Origin of the sequence: Olivibacter sp. EAT-5 (assembly GCF_044784325.1) — a bacterium.
Lineage (GTDB): Bacteria > Bacteroidota > Bacteroidia > Sphingobacteriales > Sphingobacteriaceae > Olivibacter > Olivibacter oleidegradans.
The window spans coordinates 4460991-4485983 of record NZ_CP173028.1; the positions used below are offsets into that span (position 1 = coordinate 4460991).

Annotated in this window: 23 protein-coding genes and 1 other RNA gene; 4 read left to right on the forward strand and 20 right to left on the reverse strand. The window is 40.4% G+C overall.

The genetic code is table 11. The features are described from left to right. Positions 1–192 precede the first annotated feature (192 nt). Together ACH11B_RS18515 and ACH11B_RS18520 are read left to right on the forward strand one after the other, a co-directional pair. A complete protein-coding gene (locus tag ACH11B_RS18515; protein WP_130857805.1) occupies positions 193–828 on the forward strand; it encodes a DUF1684 domain-containing protein in 636 nt (211 codons plus the stop codon). Continuing rightward, entirely contained in the window at positions 825–1832 is a 1008-nt protein-coding gene (locus ACH11B_RS18520; protein WP_130857804.1) for an alpha/beta fold hydrolase, read from the forward strand. Before ACH11B_RS18515 ends, ACH11B_RS18520 begins: the two co-directional genes overlap by 4 nt. A 33-nt stretch (positions 1833–1865) precedes the next feature. Here ACH11B_RS18520 and ACH11B_RS18525 read toward each other — a convergent pair whose 3' ends face one another. The 7 genes from ACH11B_RS18525 to pdxH all read right to left on the reverse strand — a co-directional run bounded on the left by ACH11B_RS18525 (position 1866) and on the right by pdxH (position 9320). After that, positions 1866–2486, reverse strand: a complete 621-nt coding sequence (locus ACH11B_RS18525) for an L-threonylcarbamoyladenylate synthase (protein WP_041388377.1) — start codon at positions 2484–2486, stop codon at positions 1866–1868. Between the two features lie 318 nt (positions 2487–2804). Next, positions 2805–4250, reverse strand: coding sequence for an asparagine--tRNA ligase (gene asnS / locus ACH11B_RS18530; RefSeq protein ID WP_130857803.1), 1446 nt, complete (start codon positions 4248–4250; stop codon positions 2805–2807). Positions 4251–4343: 93 nt separating this feature from the next. Then, positions 4344–5534: an ADP-forming succinate--CoA ligase subunit beta gene (sucC, locus tag ACH11B_RS18535; RefSeq protein ID WP_013666599.1), complete on the reverse strand. Its 1191-nt coding sequence runs from the start codon at positions 5532–5534 to the stop codon at positions 4344–4346. A 324-nt stretch (positions 5535–5858) separates the two neighbouring features. Further along, positions 5859–6707, reverse strand: a complete 849-nt coding sequence (locus ACH11B_RS18540; RefSeq protein WP_242627366.1) for an HD domain-containing protein — start codon at positions 6705–6707, stop codon at positions 5859–5861. Between the two features lie 223 nt (positions 6708–6930). Next, on the reverse strand, positions 6931–8079 hold the full coding sequence (locus ACH11B_RS18545) for an NADH-quinone oxidoreductase subunit D (RefSeq protein ID WP_013666601.1): 1149 nt from the start codon (positions 8077–8079) through the stop codon (positions 6931–6933). 85 nt (positions 8080–8164) lie between these two features. Then, entirely contained in the window at positions 8165–8659 is a 495-nt protein-coding gene (locus ACH11B_RS18550; RefSeq protein ID WP_377609095.1) for an NADH-quinone oxidoreductase subunit C, read from the reverse strand. Between the two features lie 7 nt (positions 8660–8666). Next, positions 8667–9320, reverse strand: coding sequence for a pyridoxamine 5'-phosphate oxidase (gene pdxH, locus ACH11B_RS18555; RefSeq protein ID WP_149105692.1), 654 nt, complete (start codon positions 9318–9320; stop codon positions 8667–8669). 309 nt (positions 9321–9629) lie between these two features. Between pdxH and ACH11B_RS18560 the strand changes: the two genes are divergently transcribed. Then, a complete protein-coding gene (locus ACH11B_RS18560) occupies positions 9630–10196 on the forward strand; it encodes a YqgE/AlgH family protein (protein WP_013666604.1) in 567 nt (188 codons plus the stop codon). Between the two features lie 129 nt (positions 10197–10325). Here ACH11B_RS18560 and ACH11B_RS18565 read toward each other — a convergent pair whose 3' ends face one another. From ACH11B_RS18565 to ACH11B_RS18595, 7 genes are all read right to left on the reverse strand, one after another. Further along, entirely contained in the window at positions 10326–11762 is a 1437-nt protein-coding gene (locus tag ACH11B_RS18565) for a sigma-54 dependent transcriptional regulator (protein WP_013666605.1), read from the reverse strand. Positions 11763–11809: 47 nt separating this feature from the next. Further along, positions 11810–12191, reverse strand: an RNA gene (gene rnpB, locus ACH11B_RS18570) — RNase P RNA component class A. Positions 12192–12318: 127 nt separating this feature from the next. Beyond that, positions 12319–12753, reverse strand: coding sequence for a cytochrome c (locus ACH11B_RS18575; protein ID WP_149105693.1), 435 nt, complete (start codon positions 12751–12753; stop codon positions 12319–12321). Then, entirely contained in the window at positions 12743–13390 is a 648-nt protein-coding gene (locus ACH11B_RS18580; protein ID WP_013666607.1) for an SCO family protein, read from the reverse strand. Before ACH11B_RS18580 ends, ACH11B_RS18575 begins: the two co-directional genes overlap by 11 nt. A 68-nt stretch (positions 13391–13458) precedes the next feature. Further along, on the reverse strand, positions 13459–13899 hold the full coding sequence (locus ACH11B_RS18585) for a hypothetical protein (RefSeq protein ID WP_130857798.1): 441 nt from the start codon (positions 13897–13899) through the stop codon (positions 13459–13461). 48 nt (positions 13900–13947) lie between these two features. Continuing rightward, complete coding sequence (locus tag ACH11B_RS18590; protein WP_130857797.1) at positions 13948–14577, reverse strand: helix-turn-helix domain-containing protein; 630 nt, start codon at positions 14575–14577, stop codon at positions 13948–13950. Between the two features lie 74 nt (positions 14578–14651). Continuing rightward, complete coding sequence (locus ACH11B_RS18595) at positions 14652–15140, reverse strand: DUF4442 domain-containing protein (protein ID WP_377609092.1); 489 nt, start codon at positions 15138–15140, stop codon at positions 14652–14654. 231 nt (positions 15141–15371) lie between these two features. Between ACH11B_RS18595 and ACH11B_RS18600 the strand changes: the two genes are divergently transcribed. Continuing rightward, positions 15372–16604, forward strand: coding sequence for an MFS transporter (locus ACH11B_RS18600; RefSeq protein WP_013666611.1), 1233 nt, complete (start codon positions 15372–15374; stop codon positions 16602–16604). A gap of 149 nt (positions 16605–16753) precedes the next feature. Here the strand turns inward: ACH11B_RS18600 and ACH11B_RS18605 are convergent, their stop codons facing one another. The 6 genes from ACH11B_RS18605 to ACH11B_RS18630 all read right to left on the reverse strand — a co-directional run bounded on the left by ACH11B_RS18605 (position 16754) and on the right by ACH11B_RS18630 (position 24989). Beyond that, complete coding sequence (locus tag ACH11B_RS18605; protein ID WP_377609090.1) at positions 16754–19912, reverse strand: efflux RND transporter permease subunit; 3159 nt, start codon at positions 19910–19912, stop codon at positions 16754–16756. A 79-nt stretch (positions 19913–19991) separates the two neighbouring features. After that, a complete protein-coding gene (locus ACH11B_RS18610; RefSeq protein WP_377609088.1) occupies positions 19992–20297 on the reverse strand; it encodes a DUF190 domain-containing protein in 306 nt (101 codons plus the stop codon). Positions 20298–20343: 46 nt separating this feature from the next. Continuing rightward, a complete protein-coding gene (locus ACH11B_RS18615) occupies positions 20344–21351 on the reverse strand; it encodes an efflux RND transporter periplasmic adaptor subunit (RefSeq protein ID WP_377609086.1) in 1008 nt (335 codons plus the stop codon). 58 nt (positions 21352–21409) lie between these two features. Continuing rightward, complete coding sequence (locus ACH11B_RS18620; protein WP_130857792.1) at positions 21410–22660, reverse strand: TolC family protein; 1251 nt, start codon at positions 22658–22660, stop codon at positions 21410–21412. A 272-nt stretch (positions 22661–22932) separates the two neighbouring features. Further along, on the reverse strand, positions 22933–24300 hold the full coding sequence (locus tag ACH11B_RS18625; RefSeq protein ID WP_377609084.1) for an ATP-binding protein: 1368 nt from the start codon (positions 24298–24300) through the stop codon (positions 22933–22935). 8 nt (positions 24301–24308) lie between these two features. Then, a complete protein-coding gene (locus ACH11B_RS18630; RefSeq protein ID WP_013666616.1) occupies positions 24309–24989 on the reverse strand; it encodes a response regulator transcription factor in 681 nt (226 codons plus the stop codon). Positions 24990–24993 lie beyond the last annotated feature (4 nt).

A 24993-nucleotide genomic window follows, 5' to 3' on the forward strand; every position in this document is an offset into this window, starting at 1 on the left:
ATTTGCCGATGTAATAACCGGCAAAGTGAGCTAGTTGCATTAGCAGTCGCAGTAGCACAAGCTTAAAGCTTACTGCTTATAGCCTAAAGCTTACGGCTTACCGCTTATAGCCTAAAGCCCTATGGCTAATGCCAACATAATCGCTGGTTAATAAAAAGATTTTGACTAGGTTTGTGATACATAAATTGAAAAATGAATAAAGGCTTTGCTACCTATTTTTTTGCAGTGGTTTTATCTTTCTTTGTAACGAATGCTTTAGCGCAGAACTACACTGAACAGACCTTGGCGCAAAGAGAAGTTTATAAACAAGCTTTTCTGACAGATGAACATGCCCCTTTGAAGGAGAAGGATTTGAAGGATCTCCGTTTTTTTGGACCGGACAGTTTATACAAAGTGACTGCGGTGCTTACTTTTATCTATGATGACCAACCGTTTATTATACCCACCTATAGCGGTAAGGAGAAAAAGTATTTACGTTTTGCTGAAGCTCATTTTAAAATCAATGGTACGCCAGTAAAACTCACGTTGTTTAAAAGTGTGGCTTTAATGGATAATCCGAAGTATGCCGATTACCTTTTTCTCCCATTTACCGATCCTACAAATGATGAGGAGACATACGGAGGCGGAAGGTATCTGGATTTAAAGCGAAGTGACATTAAGGGCAATCAGCTAACGATCGATTTTAATTTAGCTTATAACCCTTATTGTGCTTATAGTGAAGGGTATAATTGTCCGATTCCACCGTCAGAAAATGCGCTTTTAATTCCGATAAAAGCCGGTGAAAAAAGGTTTGTGGGAACGCATAAGAAAAAAGAAACTCTAAAATGACTGTAAATAATTTCTATCGTATTACCCTTCTTTTTTTATTGATAGGCACTAGCTCTGTCCATGCCCAGCATAGACAAGTGGACGTAGGGCTAAATTTAGAAGGGATTACTTACCCCTTTGCTGAGCACTACATTTCGCTTGTTAATCAGGGGGAGCAACTGCGTATGGAGTATATGGATGTAAAACCTGCACAGGCTAATGGCAAAGTTGTAGTACTGCTACACGGAAAGAACTTTAACGGTGCGTATTGGGAACAAACAGCAAAGACGTTGGCCGATAATGGATATCGTGTAGTGATTCCGGATCAAACAGGCTTTGGAAAGTCATCCAAGCCTCAACGGATACAATACAGTTTCCAACTACTTGCAAAAAACACCAAGGCTCTTTTAGATAGTCTTGGCATCTCTAAAATCTTTTTATTGGGTCATTCCATGGGAGGAATGTTGGCTACTAGGTTTACACTTATGTATCCCGATTTGGTTGACAAGCTGATATTGGAGAATCCAATTGGTTTAGAAGACTGGAAAACGGTTGTTCCATATATAAGTATAGAAGAATGGTACCACGACGAATTAAAGCAAAATTATGAGCGCATAAAAGCTTATCAATTACAATTTTATTATGATAACAAATGGAAGAAGGAATACGACCCTTGGGTTGACATGCTTGCAGGCGTTACAAACAACATCGATTATCCACGTTTAGCTTGGAATTCTGCCTTACTGTACGATATGATTTTTACCCAACCGGTATGTTATGAATTTGCAAATATAAAAGCATCTACTCTTCTGATTATCGGACAAAGAGATCGCACAGCTCTTGGAAAAGCAAAAGCACCGAAGGAGGCCCAACAAAATCTCGGCAACTATCCCGAACTTGGCAAAAAAACCTCAAAAGTTATTAAAAACGCAACTTTAGTTGAACTAGAGGGGATAGGACATTTACCGCATATAGAAGCTTACGATCGGTTTATTGATCCTTTAATAGAATTTCTTGCAAAGTAATAGTAAAGCGGAAGAAGAAAGCAGGTACTTATACTATAAATAGACGCTTAAATCGCCCTTTCCCTGCCGGATGACATCAAACTCGCCCGAAGTACAATCAACCACAGTTGAAGCTTCGTTGCCGCCATAACCGCCATCAATGACCAAATCTACTAAATTTTGGAATTTTTCATGGATAAGTTCAGGATCAGTTGAATATTCTAAAATTTCATCCTCATCATGAATAGAAGCCGAAACGATTGGATTTCCCAATTGCCTTACAATTTCCCTGGCGATGTTATTGTCGGGTACCCGTATACCGACGGTTTTCTTGTTTGAACTCATCAATTTAGGAACTTGATTACTTGCATTGAAGATATAGGTAAAAGGACCGGGTAAGGATTTCTTAAGCAATCGAAAGGTCGCTGTATCGATGGGCTTGGTGTATTGAGCGATATCCGTTAAATCATAACAGATGAAAGATAGATTTGCTTTTTCCGGCTTGATTCCTCTAATCCGACAGAGCGTTTCAATCGCCTTTTGATTCGTTATATCGCATCCAATACCATAGACGGTATCTGTAGGATAAATAATAATCCCACCTTTTTTAAGCACGGCAACAACTTGCTCTATCGCACGTTCGTTCGGGTTTTCGGGATATATTCTTATAAGCATGTTAAAAAGTAAAAATTCAAAATTAAAAAGTCGAAAGCGTACCTGCCAGTAGGTGCTACTGCTACTACTACCGTCACTTTCAGCCATAAGCTATAGGCAGTAAGCTTTAAGCTATAAGCATAAGCTTTAAGCCTACACAGTCTATGCCATTGTCACATTGGCTAATCAACGACTCAACCATTCAACTACTTAACTACTCAACATGAATATATAACCTCCGTTGAAGAAAAAAGTTTTAATGTCGGGGCCCAGGAAAATTAAAATACACGTTATAAGTTGGATTTCGCAGTAACTTATAACGTGTAAATAACTAACTGTCTAAAATTCTGCGTTATTTGGTGTTCTTGGGAAAGGAATTACATCCCGTATATTGGTCATGCCTGTTACAAACAGCACCAGCCTTTCAAAGCCTAAACCAAAACCGGAATGAGGTACAGATCCGAATCGGCGGGTATCCAAAAACCAATTCATATCCTCTATTGGGATATGCATTTCTTTCATTCTGTTTACCAGCAGATCGTATCTTTCCTCCCGTTGTGAACCGCCAACAATTTCTCCAATTCCAGGGAATAGAATGTCCATAGCTCTTACGGTCTTCCTTCCTTGTTCGTCCGGCTCGTTCATTCGCATATAGAAAGCTTTGATGTCTGCCGGATAATCAGTGAGAATAACCGGTTTCTTGAAATGCTTTTCCACTAAATACCTCTCGTGCTCTGATTGAAGGTCAGCTCCCCATTCTTCTATTAAATACTTAAATTGTTTTTTCTGATTGGGTTTGGAGCGTCTCAATATATCAATTGCCTCTGTATATGTAAGTCGCTCAAAATCATTATCTAAACAGAAGTTCAATTTAGCAAGTAAATCGAGCTCGGAACGCTCCGTCTGTGGTTTTGATTTTTCTTCTTCCTGCAGACGATTTTTCAAAAAATCCAACTCTTCGCTGCAAGTGTCTAAAGCATAACGAATTACATGCTTTAGTAATTCTTCTGCCAAATCCATGTTGTCTTTAAGCTCATAAAAGGCCATCTCCGGTTCTATCATCCAAAATTCAGCAAGGTGTCTTGTTGTGTTTGAATTTTCTGCCCGAAAAGTAGGACCAAAGGTGTAAATGTTTCCGAAAGCCAAGGCAGCTAGTTCACCTTCCAATTGTCCGGAGACGGTAAGATTGGTCGACTTTCCGAAGAAATCTTCTTTGAAATTGATTGATCCATCGTCGTTACGTGGTGGATTATCAAGATCTAAGGTAGTAACTTTGAACATCTCACCGGCCCCTTCAGCATCTGATCCGGTAATAATAGGGGTATGAATATAGACAAAACCTCGCTCGTTAAAAAAACGATGAACAGCAAAGGACAGGGCATTTCTGACCTTAAAAACAGCATTAAAGGTATTGGTTCTGAAACGGAGATGAGCGATTTCCCGAAGAAACTCTAAACTGTGTTTTTTAGGCTGTAGCGGAAACTTTTCGGGATCGCTATCACCTAGGATGCTTATTTGGCTTGCTTTCACTTCTACGCGTTGTCCTTTTCCAAGCGATTCGATCAAAACACCTTCTACTGAGACGGCCGCCCCTGTCGTAAGACGCTTTAATGTACGCTCGTCCGTGTTTTCATAATCTATAACAACCTGAATATTACCTAAACAAGAACCATCGTTAATAGCCAAAAATTGATTGTTTCTAAAGGTTTTAATCCATCCCTTTACAATAACCGTTTTTCCAAAATCTGTGCTGTTTAAAAGTTCTTTTATCCTTGTGTGTATCATGTTTCTAATTCAAATAATAGGTACTTTAACAATAAACCTCCGAAATCGCTTCCGGAGGTTTATCATATGAAATACGTTGTCAGTAACCAAGCACTAAGAAAGTACTTTAGTTACTAAATCAGCCGCTTCCTTCAGCTGAATTGCTGAGAATACCTCAAGTCCTGATTCGTCAATAAGTTTTTTAGCTTCTTCTGCATTCGTGCCCTGTAAACGAACAATAATAGGCACAGGAATATTGCCAATTTCCTGATAAGCATCAATGACGCCCTGAGCTACACGATCGCAACGAACGATGCCTCCGAAAATATTGATGAGAATAGCCTTTACATTAGGATCTTTTAAAATAATATTGAATCCGGCTTTGACTGTTTCAGCGTTGGCAGTACCACCAACATCTAAAAAGTTCGCAGGTTCTCCACCGGCAATTTTAATAATATCCATGGTAGCCATTGCCAAACCGGCACCGTTTACCATACAACCGACATTTCCATCAAGTTTAACGTAATTCAAATTGGAGCGTCCGGCTTCTACTTCTGTCGGATCTTCTTCTGATAAATCACGCAATTCAGCATAATCAGCGTGACGGTATAATGCATTTTCATCCAAATTGACTTTAGCATCAACTGCTAATATTTTGTCATCGGAAGTTTTTAAAACCGGGTTGATTTCGAATTGAGAAGAGTCTGTCGCTTCGTAAGCTTTGTAAAGAGCTGCTACAAATTTAGTCATATCTTTAAAAGCCGCACCGCTTAGTCCCAGATTGAAAGCAATTTTTCTTGCTTGAAATCCTTGAAGTCCAATGGAAGGGTCTATTTCTTCTTTTTGAATAAGATGAGGTGTCTTTTCAGCTACTTCCTCAATATCCATACCACCTTCAGTAGAATACATGATAATGTTGCGTCCGCGTGATCTATCCAACAAAACACTCATATAGAATTCCTTGGTTTCGCTAGCTCCCGGATAGTAAACATCTTGTGCGATAAGTACTTTATTTACCTTTTTTCCGGCAGGACCAGTTTGAGGAGTTACTAGTTGCATACCGATGATTTCTTTAGCTTTTTCTCTAACCTCATCAATATTCTTTGCAAGTTTAACACCGCCGCCCTTTCCGCGGCCTCCTGCGTGGATCTGTGCTTTTACCACAACCCAATCAGAATTATAATCTTGTTTTAACTTTTTCGCAGCTTCTACCGCTTGTTCAGGGTTATCGGCAACGATACCTTCCTGAATGCGAACTCCGAAACTCTTCAGTATAGCTTTACCTTGATATTCGTGAATGTTCATTATTTAAAGAATTTTGCTGTAAAAATAGTATTTTATATTGTATATAACAATGGAATAACGGGCTAAAATGGAAGTTTAATTGTGGAGTAGAGGAGTAGTTGAGTGGTGGAGTTGTTGAGTAAGGAAGATTTTAAATTAGCCAATGTGACAATTAGCGGATGAGCCAATGTGATGATGAGCGATGAATAATTTTTTTGCGTTGCCGGTTGCAAGGAACTTGAAGTGTAGATTGAGTGATGGAGTAGTTGAATCGTCAAGCTTAAAGCCTACTGCTTAAAGCTTACGGCAGGCTTTTGACTTTTTAATTTTGACTTTTTACTTTTCTTACAAAAAAGCATCAATATAACGTTTTTTAATTTTAACGGACTCCGGTTTCTTTAGAAAGTTTTTGTAGCCTATTGCTGTTTTTATTGCCTTAATAGCTTCTACTCCGTCATAATGGCTTCTAATCTTATTCAATAAAAAAGTGTCGTTTTGGAGTAAATCGCTTAGGATTAAACGGCCATCTTGTAAATATTTTTTTATAAGGTTTGCGAGTTGCTGATTCGTATAAACGTATAAAGGATAATTGTAAATTTCTTCATTGACCTTTTTTGACAAGCTGTTGATCCATAGTGCTTGTTCATCACCGATAACAATAATCTTATTATCTCTTACTTGTAAATGTTTGATAAAGTGGATGGCTTCCTGACGTTTTATCATGCCATACTGATGGGCATCTCGTAGTGTATAGTCTATGCGATCAGCACATAGATAGGGAAGGGGCTGTTCTAAAATATCAAATTTAGTATCTAATAGGTCTTCCACTTGATAGCCATGTTTCTTCAGAATTTGAGGGATATCCGATTGTGTTAAAACAGTTTCGAATAAACGTTCATGGTAACTTTCCGTATCATCTTCCATAACATAATCGCCCACATGGGAAAAGGCCGTATGAGATAAATCATGTAACAAACCTGCCACTTGCTCCAATTCCGATCCTCCCAATAATTGAATCAGATACATAACACCAATGGAATGTTCCAACCGTTTATGGTGTGCTTGGGGATTTATAAGGAAGATGGCACCACTTTGATGAATGAAGTTCAACCGTTGCAAAACGTCTGTTTTCAATAATTCCTCTTTAAGCGGCGATACCTTGATATTCCCATAGATTTTGTCAATCACTTCCATTTTTTCGATGCTAAAAAAACTATTTATGATTGACAAATATACTAATATTTTTAGTATAATCAAGTCGTTAATTTAGGATATAGGATATAAGACATAGGACATAGGAAGTAAGACATAGGATAGAAAGTCTTGATACTTGATACTTGACATAGGACATAGAAGTTAGACATAGGATATAAATCCTGATACCTCATACCTTTGCCCTGATTCTTGTTTCCAACTGCTATCGATCAACTTCGCCCAAAACGATGTCAATAGATCCTAATATGGCAATAAGGTCGGCGATGAGAATGTTTTTTGATAGCTCCGGTAGAACAGATAAGTTATTAAAACTAGGCCCCCTGGCTTTTACACGTCTCGGAATGTCCAACTTGCCATCGGTTATAAAATAGAAGCCGAGCTCTCCCTTGGGATTTTCAGCCCTTACATAATAGTCTTGCGCTTTTGGAGATACTTTTTTAGGGACTAAGCCACGGGGATCAAAATCAGGTGTTCTTTTTAAATCTTTCTGTAATCTTTCCAGACATTGTTCAATAATCTTAACCGACTCAACGATTTCATCAACCCTCACTTTATATCGATCCCAGCAGTCGCCTTTCTTGCCCATTTCACCTTTTCCAATGGGAATATCAAAATCGATCTCCGGATATACCGAATACTCGTCTACTCTCCTAAGATCCCATTTTAAGCCTGAAGCACGGAGCATTGGTCCTGAGCAACCATAATTGATTGCTACTTCCAGCGGCAAAGCGCCAATATTAGCGGTGCGTGAGATAAAGATCTGATTGTTTGTTAAAAGCTCATCCAGTTCAACTAATTTTGGTTTAAAATAGTGAACAAATTCTTTGCATCTTTCTTCAAAACCGACAGGTAAGTCGTAAAACAACCCGCCGATCCAAATATAATTGTAGAGCATCCTTGATCCTGATGCCCATTCCAGCATATTCATAATATGCTCGCGGTCTCTAAAACACCACATAAAAGGAGTGAAGGCGCCAATGTCAATGCCATAGGTGCCAATTGCAATCAGGTGCGATGCAATCCTGTTTAATTCGCAGACCAAAACACGGATATATTCAATTCGTTTAGGAATCTCCTTGTCTAAACCAAGCATCCTTTCGACGCCCATTACAAAAGCATGACTATTATTCATAGAAGCTAAGTAGTCCATGCGATCGGTAAAAGGAATGGTTTTTCCATAATTCATCGACTCGGCATGTTTTTCAAAGCAACGATGAAGGTAACCCATGTGGGGAACAACCTCCTTAACAATTTCACCATCTGAAATAACTTCCAAACGTAGAACGCCATGTGTAGACGGGTGTTGGGGGCCGATGTTAATAATCATTTCCTCCGGGCCTAATTCAGACATTCTTTTTTCGTAAGCGTTTAAAGCAGCTTGTGTATCCGTATTATTCACTAATTTGTTGTTTCGAAAGAAGGTTAAATTTTTTGATTCAATTTATTGGAATGCCATGGTAGCTTTCCGCGTCTTGGTAATCTTTCCGTAGCGGATACCCACCCCAATCGTCAGGCAGTAGAATACGTCTTAAATCGGGATGGTCATTAAAGAAAATACCTACCAAGTCATATGCTTCTCTTTCGTGCCAATCAGCTGTACGCCAAATTGTGCTAACGCTGTCAATCGAAGGCAATGTCGATCTTTCACGAAGGTTATCCAATTTTACCTTTAGCGTTAACTGCGTTTTATAAGGAATTGACGCAAGATGATATACAACACCGAAGCCCTCATTAACGCCATAGTCGACTCCTGAAATGCAGGATAGAAAGTCGAACCAAGTGTCCTGGTTCTCTTTGAGTTCTTTACAGACAGCCCGCAGAAAGTCCCGATGAATCACCAAAGCAGGTTGTAATCCTTGCAATTCTTCGTCCACAATACATTCATTGCCGAAGCGGGACGTGAGTATGTTTTTTATTTTCGTAAGATCCATTTGTTTATCAAGGTGCTAAACGATTAATCGCCCATCCCGCACTCGAGGTATTTTTGCTGTATAGAATTCGGTCGTGTAACCGGTTTGTTCTACCTTGCCAGAATTCTATTGTAGAAGGTGTTACCTTATAGCCGCCCCAGTGTGGAGGTTTTGGTACAACCTGGTTTTTATATTTTTCGGAAACCTCTTTAAGATTTTCTTCCAGGAATACTCTGCTCGGAATAACATCGCTTTGAGGCGAAGCCCAGGCTCCCAATTGACTGCCGACCGGTCTACTATGGAAATAAGCTTCCGAACTGGCTTTATCCACTTTTTCTACGGTTCCCTTGATACGCACCTGTCTTTGTAGATCCGGCCAAAAAAACACAAGGGAGACCATCGGATGAGTGGCGATCTCTTTGGCTTTTTGACTATTATAGTTGGTGTAGAAAACGAAGGCACCATCTTCAATATCTTTCAGCAATACGATACGAGCGCTAGGTGAACCATCAGCATCTACTGTTGCTAGTGTCATAGCATTGACCTCTATTACTTGGGCGTTGATAGCCTGTTCAAACCATTGCTCAAATTGGCGAATGGGGTCTTTGTCAATGCTATCTTCAGTTAAGGATGCCAGTCTATAATCCGTTCTAATATCTTCAATATGTAATTCCTTATCCATAGCTTATAGTTCTTTTACAAACTTAAAAAAAACGTAGCCATTTATTCACCTAAACATACATAAACTTTCTTTTATATGAGAATTAGATGAGGGAAAATGGAATGCCAATATAAGATATGTATCAAACCAGGGGATAAGAGACACCTGCCTACTGGCAGGCAACTCGTAAGACATCGGACACCAATAGACACCTAATACCTAAAAGCTAACACCTAAAATCTAACAGCTAACATCTAATACCTCAAAGCTAAATTTCGGCCCTATATTTGATAGGATTATATTGATTTTACGAATAGAAATTTATTTCTCATGCTTAGCAATTTCAATCCGCAACAAGGTAGTTTATTACTTTCCGAACCTTTCATGCTAGATCCAAATTTTCAGCGCTCTGTTGTTTTATTGTGTGAACATAGTGACGAAGACGGATCGGTAGGTTTGGTATTAAACCAACCCAGCTCGCTTTTATTGAAGGATGTAATGTCCGATATGCCAAACGCTGAATATCAACTGTTCGTAGGTGGGCCTGTGGGGCAAGATAGTATACAATTCATTCACAAATGTTATGATCGTTTAAACAGTGGCATCGAAATAAAAGAAAATTTATTTTGGGGTGGAAATTTTGAGGCGTTGAAGCTACTGATAAACGATCGTGCCATAGGATTGGACGAGATAAAGTTTTTTATTGGATACTCCGGTTGGTCAGGTGGTCAGTTAAATAAAGAGCTGAAGGAAAACACGTGGATGATAGGGAATAGCTTTGATCCCGACATTGTGTTTGTTAATGATGAAGAAAATTTATGGAAAGAGGCTGTTATTAGTTTAGGACCAAGGTATGCCCATGTAGCAGGTTTCCCTCAGAACCCCATGTGGAATTAGTTTTTATAAGACATAGGATAGTAAGACATAAGACATGAGACACAGGAAAGGAAATCTGATACTTACCTGCCTGCCGGTTGGCAGGTGTCTTGATACTTTATACCTACGTCCTGCTACCTACGTCTCTAATCAATTCTCCCGCTTCAAGCCATATTTTTCGATTTTGCTATAGAGATGGCTGCGCTGAATTTCAATATCATCGGCTGTTTTCGATACATTCCAGGCATTATTTTCTAGTTTGTATTTGATATATTCTCTTTCCGCATAGTCCTTATATTCTTGAAAAGAAGAGAATTGATCAAAATGATTTAATCCATTAATACTTCCGTGATGGTTTGGTTCCGGCGACGAAATAGTTGCACCGTTACCTATGCTGGTGGTTACTTCCGCGCTTTCCAAAACAGGCCCGCCGGGATTGGCATAAGCATACACGTCTTTGTCGGTAATCGATTTATCGCTTAAAATGATAAGTCGCTCTACCATATTTCTCAATTCACGAATATTCCCGGTCCAAGGAAGCGATTTTAACGCATCAATAGCACTGCTCGTTATCTTTTTAATAGGCATGCCATAATCTGTACAGATTTCTTCACAAAACTGTTCCGCAATGATGGGGATATCCGATCGTCTCTCTGAAAGAGGAGGGACGTGTATTAGGATGACACTTAGGCGGTGGTAAAGGTCCATACGGAAATTACCTGATTCGATTTCCCTTAATAGATCTTTATTTGTTGCCGCTATTACACGGACATTTACTTCGATTTCCTTATCGCCACCCACCCGTGTTATTTTATTTTCCTGCAAGGCTCGCAATACTTTTGCCTGAGCAGATAAACTCATATCACCAATCTCATCCAAAAATAATGTACCTCGATCCGCTTGCTCAAATTTACCGATCCGTTGCTTAACAGCAGATGTAAACGATCCTTTTTCATGTCCGAATAACTCACTTTCGATTAATTCCGAGGGGATTGCCGCACAATTCACTTCAATCAGGGGAGAGTTGGCTCGATTTGATTTTTCATGAAGCCATCTAGCCACCAGTTCTTTACCGCTTCCATTGGCACCGGTAATCAGAACTCGGGCATCTGTTGGTGCCACACGATCGATCGTTTCTTTTATCTTCGTAATAGCCTCTGATTCACCAAGTATCTCCCTGGTTTTACTTACCCTGCGTTTTAATACTTTTGTTTCGGTGACCAGCGTTCCACGTTCCAGTGCATTCCTTACTGTGATAAGCAGCCTGTTTAAATCGGGTGGTTTCGATATAAAGTCATAAGCCCCTTTTTTGCTCGCTTCAACGGCTGTTTCAACCGTACCATGCCCCGATATCATAATAAACGGAAGGTCCGGTTTAATAGATTGTGCTTCTGTAAGCACTTCCATTCCGTCCATTCTCCCCATTTTGATATCACATAATACCAGGTTGATGTTGTCTCTTTTGATGATTTCGAGACCATCGAGGCCATTATCAACATCGGTGACCTGATAATCTTCGTATTCTAAAATCTCCCGCAACGTGCTTCTAATCGCCCGTTCATCATCAATGATTAATATTTTAGCCATAAGTGTCTATTGCGTCAAAATCGCAATTTTATGCTGTTTAAGTTCTAAAAAAAAGCAAGCCTATAAGCCGGGTTCTGTCCTCAACCGAAGTTGAGCTTCTATCATTTATCTAGCCTTACAATCACTTGTAAGGTCTAACGACCTACCCATTCTGAATCCGCCTAAAAGGCGAAGAGAGCGAGCAACCCTACGTTCAGAACCTATTTGGTCTTTCAATTCCCGGGGTTTACCGCAATGTATGTCGCCATACAAGGCCGTGAGCTCTTACCTCACGTTTTCACCCTTATCTCGATAGCAATCGAGACGGTTTATTTTCTGTGGCACTTTCCGTTCCCGGGTTTAACCGGGACCTTCCCGTTAGGAAGCGAGATGCTCTATATTGCCCGGACTTTCCTCCTCACAAAGTGCGGCGATAGAACGGCTTGCATCATGCAAACCTACTATAAAAATCTCAAAATAAGAAATCGATTGACCAGTATTTAGTACAAAATCATGCTGTATTTACGATCTTGAACCTATCCAGCCTATTTCTTTCGTACTTCCTCCGGTGTGATGCCTAATTTGTCGCAGCGCAATTTTTTAAATGAACAGCCACTTCTTCCGTGCTTACAAATCCCAAGTCATTGCCAAAAGAATTTCCAACATAGGTTAGTATATAAGCGATTTCCTGATCTGTTAAAGTAGGGTTGGCCGGCATTTCTGTGTCAAATTTCCGATTCTCAATGGTTAGTTCTTCGTGTAAACCGTATTTCACGATACAAGGTAATTCCTTTCGCATCGTATGTAAGAAGGTGGTATCTGTTAGGGGCGGATATAGATTGCCGAGACCTTCACCTTCTGATCCGTGACAATTTGCACATTTTGTGGCAAATAGGGATTTCCCATTCGTGAAAAATTGCGCCTTTTTTATTTCTTGCTCCCCCTGACAAGCATTCATGACGGAAGCGATCAAGGCCACCAAGAAGCCCGCCCATAAAAAGCTATTTCTCATGCCCACCTTTATACTCGCCTAGTAATATATCCATGTCCTGCATCAATTGGGCCACTTGATTATCGTCCGTTCCGTCATAAGCTCCACGTATTCGCTTTTCTTTGTCAACCAAAATAAGCCATCCCTGGTGTTCAAAGCCTCCCGGAGCTTGCGCGTCTTCCTTTGCATAAACCATATACTTATCGGCAATGCCATAAATGTCTCGCTGAGTACCATGCACAAATTGCCATTGATTTCCTTTTACACCGAGTTTATTGGCATATCTTTTTAAAACCCAAGGCGTATCATATTTTGTGTCAATACTATGTGAGAGAATTTTTACTTCCTCATTTCCTTGATACTTATTCAGTACCTTTAATAAGTTTTTGCTCATCACCGGACAAATGCTGGGGCATGAGGTGAAAAAGAAATCAGCTACATATATGCTGTTGTCAAAATCTTTATCTGTTACGATCGTACTGTCTTGATTAATAAAAGAAAATGTAGGAATGGTTTGATATAGCGTATCCGTTACAGTTTTTCCATCTACTTCTTTCGTCACCGGTTCCCGTTCACCAAGAATAGGTAAACGTTGCTGTCCTTTTTGACCACACCCCCATACGAGTAAACTAAGGACAAAAATTAAATACTTGTTCATACTGTTATGATTATTTTTAGGCAATGGATAGCCTACCGCTTCATGGTAGGTTTATTGCCTACTTGTTGTTAAGGTTTGTACTTGGAAAGAATCTCACGGCTTTCACTTTCGGCCGTTGCAAACTTCTCTTTAAGCGCCTTTATTTTTGCCAGTTCGTTTTGTAAATAGGATGCCATCTCTTCGGCTTTTTTGTCCTCCTGAGCGGGCTCAAAATTATGCATCCAATCGGTCATTTCTTCGTTTGCTTCGGTCAGTTTTGATTGTAACTTAAGCAATTTATCTTTCTCTTGTGCAGTATCAAGTGCTGGATTTACCTGTTTTAGACTATCCATTTTTGTGAGTAGAATGCCTACTTTTAAATTGTCGCGCACTAATGCGCCCATTTTTGGCATAATTGAATCATGAACAGCGATCACTTCTTCTTGTAACTGTAAATTTTTGTTGCCGGCGTTATTGCATGACGACGTGACAACACCTAATGTTAGTGAAAGGAATATATATAATTTCATTTGTTATATGTTGTTTAGTTCTGACAAATCCGTGAATTAAGTTTCCTATTAAATAGCTGTGGGCATATAGAATTCCGCTTCTTTTGTGGTATCAACCTTGACAATGCCTGCCAATATCATGTTCACTAACAGTCGTTGCGTTTTTCTTCGCGATAATTTTAGATGTTTACAAATATCTATCAGTGCAACCTTTTGTTTTTCATTCAGAAAAGTGAGTAACTGTTTTTCTTTATCGGTATACGTAATCAGTACCCCTTCTGATTCTCCATGTCTTTTCAATACATCCACTACTACTTTTCCTGCTAGTATACTTTTATCTTTTACACGTATGTAAACCCACCATTTGCCATCATCTCCCAAGGCGTAATGTGGTTTTACGTCGCTTTCAGGTATTTCGGCGATAAGAACCAGCTTGTCGTCAACAAATGTTTCATCAAATTTGATTTCGACCGCCGGTTTACAATATCGATAAGCTGCGCGCTCTAAGATAAATCGCTCTTCGTCTTCGTTTTTTACACCGATTATATGGCCGTCATCAGCAACGCCGATAAGCAATTTTCCACCTTTATTATTAGCAAAAGCAACCAATGTCTTTGCGATTTTGTTTTCATTGCTGATTTTATTCTTAAAATCGAGTTGTTCACCTTCACCTTGTAGTATTGTTGCCTTTAGCCTCATTTTAGTAATGTAAATTGATTAAAAAACGGAATTTCAATGCTCATATAGGATTTTCAGATGCTAAAACATAGGCATTAGTATGCAACCGTAGGTTGTTCCTCATTATATTTTAGATTTCTCACATAAACTTCATTCATCACCTTTGCACAAAGCTCCCCATTTTTATCGACGATATCCAGCATAAATTTCTGTATAAATTTACCGGTCATATCCAGTGTTTGCTGCGCCTCTTCGATTGCATCATCAGTTAGCCGGATTTGGAAATAAAGCGTTCCGCGACCGGGTTTTATGTAATCAATAGAAGCACTCTTTAGCCATACCCGTGTTTTGTACCCTTTACGTCGAAAAATCTGATCGAACAACAACGCAAAAAAAGGATCGGCGGCCGCATAAATCGTTCCCCCAAATATAGAGGAATTATAATTTTTGTTCAGTATGCTATATAGAATCTTTACATCAACACCTTTAAAATCTCTATGAAATCTCTGAACCCAAATTCGTTGAAAAAGGAGGGGGGGATATAAACGCATTACCCATTTTAATGTACGCTCTGAGACCTTCATGTATTAGCTAAATGCGTGTTTGACATCGCTAGCGGAAGTAGCTTGAGGCTAAGATAAAAAGAATTTTACATTAGCCATAATTTTAAATAAACTATCTAGGAGGAGTTGTATAAAATGAGGGTTTTCGTTCTGTCTCCGGCAAAGTGAAATCGGGGGTAAATAAAAGTCTAAGCAAATTTTAATTCAATAAAATTTATATTTTAGCCCCGTATTTTCAATAGACCATTCTTGATGATAGAACAGCATAATAAACAACAAACCACTAAAGTTTGGTTGTTGGTTTTGGTAGCTTCCCTGGGTTATTTTGTAGACATCTACGATCTAGTTATTTTTTCAATCGTTAGAGTACAAAGTTTTAAGGATATAGGGGTGCCATTGGAAAATATGCGTACAGACGGTGAATACGTTCTTAATATGCAAATGATCGGATTATTGCTGGGAGGATTACTGTGGGGAATTATCGGTGATAAATTTGGCAGAGTAAGGGTATTGTTCGGGTCAATTTTGCTTTATTCACTGGCCAATATGGCCAATAGCTTTGTGAACGATATACATAGCTACGCCTGGATTCGTTTTATCGCAGGCATTGGCTTGGCAGGTGAGCTGGGAGCCGGAGTCACCTTAGTTAGTGAGAGTATGCCAAGGGACAAAAGGGGATATGGGACGATGCTTATAGCCGGTATCGGTGTATTAGGAGCCATAGCAGCCTTTTATGTTGCTGAACATTTCAACTGGCGAAATGCTTATTTGGTTGGTGGTGGTATGGGGCTATTGCTATTGCTGATGCGTGTTGGAACTTTCGAATCAGGAATGTTTACCGATACCGCACAAAAAAATGTTTTAAAGGGAAAATTCTTCATGCTTTTTGAGAATAGAGAGCGCTTCTTGCGGTATCTTTATTGCATGCTTATCGGGTTACCTATTTGGTTTGTAGTAGGTATACTGATTACGCAGGCGCCCGAATTTGGCGTTGCCTTGGGTGCTACGGAAACACTTAGTGCGGGTAAGGGAATTATGTACGCTTACATTGGTATTTCGCTCGGTGACATCTTCGCCGGGTTATATGCCCAGCTGACAAAGTCGAGAAAGAAGGCGGTATTTTTCTTCCAACTGTTGATCATCATCAGTTCGCTGTGGTATTTAATGAGCAGTGGTATTACCGCTCAAAAATTCGTTTGGTTAGCCTTTTTTATGGGTTTCTCGGTCGGATATTGGGCTACTTTTGTTACGATAGCCTCCGAACAGTTTGGCACTAATTTAAGAGCAACGGTTGCTACCACGGCACCTAACTTTGTCCGTGGCGCACTCGTTCCAAGCACTTTTTTATTTGAATGGTTTGTCCATCGCTTCGATATTATCATTGCGGCAACCATTATGGTTGTTTTATTGAGCGCCATTGCCATGTTCGCACTAAGCCAATTGAAAGAGAGCTTCGATAAGGATTTGAATTATTTAGAAGAATAGCTTATAGCCGATAGGCTGTCAGCTATCAGGTATCAGCCTATCGACAGGTTTTAAGGTGTAAGGTTTAGGGTGTGTTAGACTTAGGCCAGTGCCCACTCTCATTGCAACTGCTATTATTCAACAACTCAACGACTCAACCACTTAACTATTCAATTATTTTCCAACTTGTACTTTGAACCAAACTTCCTACGGCTTGTCCACCAAAATAAGGGAGGAATCAAGAGTGGAGCAAATACAAGGGTACTGGTTAAGCCACCAATGATGACAGTTGCCAATGGACGTTGAACGTCCGATCCAATGCCGCTGGAAGTGGCTGCCGGAAACAAGCCAATGATTGCGACCACCAGAATGGTCAATACCGCCCGCAGCTGTCCCTTTGAAGTAGTCAATATGACGGCCTTTTGTTCTTCAATAGGCAACGCATAAGTAGAGAGGTTACTAAAGTTTCTATTGAGTGCCGACACGATCAATACGCCTGCCATTACAGAGATTCCGAAGATACTGACAAAGCCTACACCTGCCGAGACATTAAAGTAGTAACCCCTCAGCAATAGCGCTACAATGCCACCGCCTAAGGCAAACAGAATACAACTCATCGTGAGCAAGGTATCCTTGAAGTTTCTGTAAAGCAGATATAGAAAGGCAAATACGAGTCCAATGGTCAACGGAATGGTAAACAACAACTGTTTACCGGCTCTTTCCAGATTCTCGTATTGTCCTCCATAAATAAGGTCGTATCCTTTTGGAATATGCACTTGTGCACCAATTTTTTTCTGTAGTTCTTTTACAAAACTCACCTGGTCTCTTCCTTCAATATTCGTTCTAACGGTGATCATGCGTTTGCTTCCATAATGATAAATATTGGTTTGCCCTTCGATAAAACCGATTTCAGCAAGCTGGCTCATCGGGACCAGGTTACCGGTTGCTGAAGTGACCAATAGATTTTTTAACCCATCAATGTTATCTCTATACTGGGGTAAATAGCGAACAACAATGTCATAGCGTTTCGTACCATCGTATATTTCAGAAATGGTTTTGCCGCCGATTGCGGCCTCGATCATGTTTTGGATATCGGAAATATTAATGCCAAACCTTGCAGCATTCTCGCGGTTTATATTAACAGCAATTTGCTCCTGCGGTCCCTCTTGTTCGATATTAACGGATTCGCTGCCTTGCATATTTCTTGCAATATTTGCGATACTATCCGCCTTTTGCCGCATAAGATGCAGATCGTTTCCAACGATGGATACCGCGAGATCAGCCGCCGAGCCGGTAACAATTTCCATTACCTGATCAATAATGGGTTGGCCGCTGGAAAAACTAACGCTTGGCAAAGCTTTGGATAGATCAGCCTTGATGTTGTTAACCAAGGTCGACTTCGCTATGGTATCACTCCAAAGCTTATAGTCTTTGAGCCCGACCAGAATTTCATTTCTATTAGCGGGGAACGGATCGGTTCCGTCGTCGTTGCGCCCTGTTTGCGTAATAACAAAAGCAACTTGCGGATACCTGGAAATTACCTTTCTAATGAGTGGTGCATATTTCGCATTTTCCTGAATATTAATACCGGATGGAAAATTACCTCTTAAAAAGATGGAGCCTTCGTCTAACGAAGGTAGAAATTCTGAGCCTAATTTAGCACCAGCTAGAATACAAATAGCAACCAGGAAAAAGCCTACGATTACGGTGCGCTTATATTGCGAAATAAACTTTTGCAAGGTTTTGCCATATAACTTCTCCAGAAACTCCAATAGTTTGTTACGATGTTCTTTCAATGGTTTCTCTTTGTTGTTCAGCGCTTTGTGGTAGACAAAGGAAATCAACACTGGGATAATTGTGAGCGCTGCCAACATGGAGCCTATTACTGCAAACGCCAAGGTTAGGGCCATTGGTGAAAACAGCTTTCCTTCAACCCTTGTCATTAATAGGATGGGCATGTAAGCCAAAATAATAATGGTAACCGAAAAGAAAATTTCCCTACCTACTTCCTGTGCCGAAGAAAGGGTGATTTTAATGATTCCTTCCTTCTTTTCTTCTGCTGTGGCGGTTCGATACTTTCGAATGAGATGCTCCACCATGACGCAAGCTCCATCCACAATAATTCCAAAATCAATCGCTCCGAGCGAAAGTAAGTTCGCAGGAATACCGGTTAGGCGCATCAGAATGAAGGCGAACAAAAGAGAAAAAGGAATTGTTAAGGCTACTACCAACGCGCTACGCACACTCCCAAGAAAAAAGATGAGGAGGATGATTACAATGCTTATCCCTTCAAAAAGTGTATGTGCTACCGTCTCCAGCGAGTGATTGATGAGAAAACTTCGGTCATAGAGCGGCCTAATACGGACGCCCTCGGGTAGATCATGCGCCTGTACCTCCGCCATTTTTTGCTTCAAAAGCGCCAAAGCATCACTTGGATTTTCATAGCGACGTAAAAGCACAACACCTTCTACGCCATTGTTTACATCTAAACTGTCTGTTGTGACGGTATAACCTAAAACACCATTGGGGGGAGGAGGACCAACCTCAACATTGGCGACATCCCGTACAAAAATGGGCATACCATTTACTGATTTCAATACGATGTTTAAGATGTCATTCTCCGATTTGATAGCCCCTAGGCCTCGTACGGCAAAACCTTGGCCACCACGGTTTATAATATTTCCGCCGGTGTTTTGATTATTATTATCAACGGCTGTTTCAATGTCTGCTATACTTAGATCGTATTTACGCAGTTTTTCAGGAGAAGCAAAAATATGGAACTGTTTCATCGGACCACCGAAAGTGGTGACATCAGCAATGCCTGGCGTTTGTAATAAAGCCGGTTTAATAACCCAATCCTGTAAGTCGCGTAGTTGCGTTGGCGTAAAACTCGGCGGCGCTTCTACAACGTAGCGCATGATCTCACCAACGGCAGTGGAGAGTGGTGCCAGCTCGGGGGTGACGCCATCAGGTAACTCAATAGAACCCAAGCGTTCCATCACCTGTTGACGGGCGAAGTAGTCGTCCGTACCATCTTTAAAGGTGAGCTGTACTACACTCAATCCGAAGATAGTTCTACTTCTCCGATCCAGCACATTGGGAGTGTTTTGCAAAGCGCGTTCAATTGGAACGGTTACTTGCTGTTCTACCTCCTCCGCCGCTCTTCCCGGGAATGGGGCAACCACAATTACGTTGGTATCAGCAATATCTGGGTACGCTTCTATTTTAAGTTGCGTAAAGCAGTAGTATCCTACTGCCATGAGTATGATACCGATGGCGACTACGGTCCAACGGTTTTTTAATGAGAATATTAATAAATTCCTGATCATTTTTCTGTCTTTGTTGGCCTTTAGTTGCAACCTGATTGCTCAATTACTTTCATGGTGTTGATAGCTAGATCATAAACTATTATTCTGACCATTCTTTCACATCATGAATGATCACATAGCCCGATTGAGTAACGGTGCGCAATGACTTAAGTACTTCTTTAATCTTTTCTTCTCTGTCAATAAAAGTGATGAGCAAGGGCACCTCGTCAAAACTGAAAAGATCGTTAGGCCTACTTAGGTGACTGCCCTGTAGATAACCCAAACTTCCGTTAAAAGCAGTAGCGCTTTTTACCTGATGTTTGATTAGAAATTGCATAATGAATTCATAAAGAGGTTGACCTCCTAAAAATTCGTTTTTGTTAATGAAAATCTGTGCCTGTACCATGCTTTTGTTATTAGTTATTCATTGTTACGGTTGTCAGGAATAACCATTAATATCCGAAGGAAAGCCCCTTAAGTTGGATCGCTCCTTTTGTTACTACCTGGTCATTTTTTTCTAAGCCTTGCAAGACGACCAGGCGTTCGCCTATCTGTTGTCCTGTAGTTATAGTTTGCCTTTTGAATACACCATTACCTGTAGCGATAAAAACATAATCTTTGCCATCTACTGTTACTAAGGATTCTTTGCTGACGGTCATATGGTTTCCAACATTCTTCAGATCGAACAGCACCTGTGCAAACATGCCAGCTTTCAGTAAGCTACTATTATCAAGCAAGCTTATGCGCAGCTTAACCATTCGCGTGGCGTTATCAACCACATCTGCAATGTCTTCTACCTGTCCTTTGAAAGTTTTATCCGGATAGGCAGAAAACAACACCTCGCAAGCGGCTCCCTCATGAATATTGCTAATTTGATTTTCCGGGATATCGCATATCACGTATGCTTTACCGGCCGGTGCTTTTCGAAGCGCAGTCGGATCAAAACCGCCTTGTTTCAAGTTTGCTTCATACTGAATGAGTGATGCTTTTTCATTAGCAAGGTTGCTTTTTTCGAGGGAAAGTGCTGTCTGCGCTTCCAATACATCACGGCCCGTTGCTGCCCCGTGGTTCAATAAATCTGAAGCTCGGTCCAATTCGATTTCTTTCTGTTTCAGATTAATTTGCTGAATCTGATGAATATTGGTTTGGTGTTGTGCTAACGCCGTATAACTGGCGGCTAAGTCGGGATTGTCAAAAAGTACCACATTTTGGGATGCACCGGCTACAGAAGCTACGACGGTGGCGGCAATTTTTCCCGGAGCAGTATAAGAGGCGGTTACAGAACCATCATAAACCGGCTCTGTTTGAAAGAAGTGCCTCATTGTACTATCCTTAAAGCTGATCGTTTGCCCATTATTACTTAAAATGGGTGCTTCAATACGTTCCTGTTTACTGTCTTCATGCGAAGCGCATGCTGTCCACAAGAAGGTGGATACTATTACATATAAAATCGGTTTCATCGCTAAATAATTCGTTTGTTTATTTTATTTCGGCTTGTTTTTTCGTTGAATGATCAAATCAGCCAGCCAACTGACCGATTAAGCCACTTGCATACAGTAATTGAATGTAACTTTGCCTGTAGAGTTGCAAGGCATCATAATATTGTTGTTGTGTTTCGAGCCAGCTACGTTGTGCTTCTAAAAAGTCGATCAGCGTGGTACCTCCTCGGAGATAGGCATATTTAACGTTGGCTAATATATGCTCTGCTTGTTTAAGCAGTCCATCCGTAAATTTATGCGTGTTTTGTCGTTGTGTTTGATAACTGGCATAGGCTGTCATCAATTCTGTTTGCGCTTTACTTTTTATCGCTGCATATTGTTGTTCTGACTGATCCTTAAGGATATATGCCTTTTTGATTTCACCCTGATTTCGGGAAAACAAGGGAAGGTCAAAGGTTACGGTAAAGCCTGCATAATTAATCGTGTTTTGTGGGTTCCACATAAATCCAAATTCAGGAACGGGTACCGCGAGGCTTCGTTGCAGGGAAATGTTCTTATTAGACACATTAATCAATGACTGCGCGGCTCTTATGTCGGATCGATTAGCAAGTGCCTCTTGCAGTAGTGAGTCCAAGCCTAGATCGCCCTTTAAAGCAAATTGATCTGAAATATCGATATCATTAACTTGCGATCCGATTAAATAACTGAGTTCCATCAGTCGGTTGCTCAGGTCCTGTTCAGCGCTTTTAACCTTTAGTTCATATTCTTTTGCCAAGAGTTGCGTACGCATAAAATCGGTTTGCGTTATCACCTGGTTTTTAAGTCGCACCTTGTTAATATCACTGAGCGAATCGATATTACTTTTGGCTATTTTCAGAATATCTAATTGCTTATGAGCGGTGTAAACTTCCATCCATTTGGAAGCAACCTCCGCAAATACCCCTCGTTCTGTTTCCTGATAATTCTTATTCGATAAATCAATTTGCTCTTTTGCTAAATCAATTTTTTTTTGGCGCTGACCTGCCAACTGAAAGGGTTTGGTAAGTGTAAAAAGCGATTGACGATTCAACGGATCAGACCACGAGGTACGGGGTGCAAAGTTTTTGCCTTGCGTGAGCTGAATGGTTTCATTGTGAAAGGATGGATTAGGCCGTAATGCGGCAGTGGTGCTGTCTGCCTGCGCTGCCTTAATTTGATAAAGCTCGGTTTTTAAATTTGGGTTTTGCGTTTTCGCAATATAAAGTGCCTCCCTTAAGCTAATGCTTTGCGCATTGGCCGCACCTAAACCATAAAAGCACAAAACTCCAATCATCCAAAAAAATCTTTGCATAATCATGATATTATTTCCATGCAAAGTTGGAAAACGTGTGTCTGACGAGCGGTTAGAAAGCTTTTATATTTTTATTAGAAAAATATTAGAAGGGGTTAAGCAGTCAAATAGTTGAGTAGTTGAATAGGAAAAGTCCCGTGCGGGCTTAAAGCATACTGCGTATAGCTTAATGCTTACTATAAAGTCGAAAGCTGATTTTGATTTCCGATGGCTAAAAAGTTGTAGTGGCACTGGCTCATGCCTCAAGCGTACTGCTTAAAGCCTATAGCCTATTAAACATGCGGTAACCTAACCTCGAACCGAGTGCCGCTACCTAAGATTGAAAATACACTTATTTCTCCATGGTGAAGATTAATAATCCGTTGAGAGAGCGCCATGCCAATACCATGACCGCTGGAGTGATTTTTATTCTGCCCTCTATAAAAAGGGATAAAAATTTTATGCAGGTCTTCGTCGGAAATACCGGTGCCGTGATCAATAAAATCAATGATTGCATGATTATTTTGGTAGGAGATCTTCACCTCGCAACTTTGATCTTCCGAAAATTTACATGCATTTTCCATGACATTCGTAAAAGCGACCTGTAGAAGATAGTTGTTTCCACTAATGGTGATTTCGTCTTCGCCGTCCGGAATCTCCGTGAAATCAATTGTAATATGATAGGAAGGAGCCTGTTTTTCCAATTGATGCTTTGCGTCCAATAGAATCTCGTCGATCCGAAGGGCTTTGAAGGATATTTGGGTGGGATCGTAACTTGCTTTTGCAAGATCCAGTAAGCTTGTTGTCAGCTTAGCTAGTGTTTGTGCATCTTTAAGAGTTAGTCGAATAGTCTGTTGATATTGTTCAATGCTTCTTGGTTTGTTGGAGGATAGTTCCAGTTCTGTGATGATCGTTGATAAGGGCGTTCTCACTTCATGAGCAATATTGGATACAAACTCTTTCTGGGCGTTGAAGGATTTCTCCAATCGATTAAGCATTTCGTTAAAAGTGATCGCTAATTCTGCCAATTCATCTTTGCCGCTGCCAACGTTGATTCTGGAATCTAAATTGCTGGCTGTAATTTCCTCCACATTCTCCACCATATCTGAAACGGGTTTTAACGCTTGTTCTGCTGAAAAGCGACCGGCAACGACGATCAACAACAGGGAGAGGCAGAAGGCAATAGCTAAATATTCCAGTATCGTGTTCAGCTTTTCTTCGCCATAACGATCGATTGCGGCCGCTGTAATGATATAGGTTTTATTGCTGTGTTTAAGTGTAAAAGCCGTAACATAGTAGTTATTGTATTTGTACCTGATTTCGCTATTTTTAACAATTGAGTCGAGCAATTGGGGTGTTTCTTTTACAATGTCTTTGTTCTCGGCATCGTGATAGATGAGTCGATACGATTCATCATAAATAGCCACCTCTTCGTTAATTACCCTTCGGGTATTATTAGCATATATCGTTTGCAGCACTTCCGGTTTGATATTCAGATCGAACAGAAAATAAACTTTTGTAATGGCGTGCTGTTTGATCTGATTGTAAAACTCGTCTTTTTGATCATTTGCAAAGGAAAGGTAAAAGAACAAAGCGAAGACTAAAAGGACGCCGGCCGACAGAAGCGAATATAAGAGGGTTAATTTATTCCTGATTTTCATCTCGATGCTTATTCAGTCTTGAAAATAAACCCCATTCCCGGTTTGGTATGTATATATTTTTCTTCAAAAGCTTTGTCAATTTTGTTACGCAAATAGTTGATGTATACATCAATAAAATTAGTCCCCGTGTCAAAAGTGGTATCCCATACTTTTTCTGCTATTTCAACGCGCGGGAGAACTCTTCCTTTGTTGCGGATCATATACTCTAACAGTTTGAACTCTTTCGGCGTGAGATTGATCTCAACGTTGCCCCGTTTTACGATCCGCGTATGTAAATTCATTTCCAGTTCGCCCGCCTTTAATATAGCAGTACTTGCTGAATTGCTAGCGGAGCCCCTTTTAAGCAAAACCCTGATTCTGGCCTCCAATTCTCTAAAATCAAACGGCTTAACCAGGTAATCGTCAGCCCCTGCATCAAAACCTTCCAATTTATCGTCTGTTGTTCCTAAGGCTGTGAGCATAATAATAGGCAAATCCGGGTAGCTTTCTTTAATCTCGCGGCATAGATCTATGCCGTTGATTTTAGGAAGGATAATGTCCATAATAATCAGGTCATAAGCCTGTTGCCATACCAGCTTTTTACCCAGTATACCATCATAGGCCACGGTAGTTTTGTATCCCAGTTCCTCCAACCCGCGTTGAAGTAATTGAGCAATACGCGATTCGTCTTCAATGATAAGAATATGCATTATC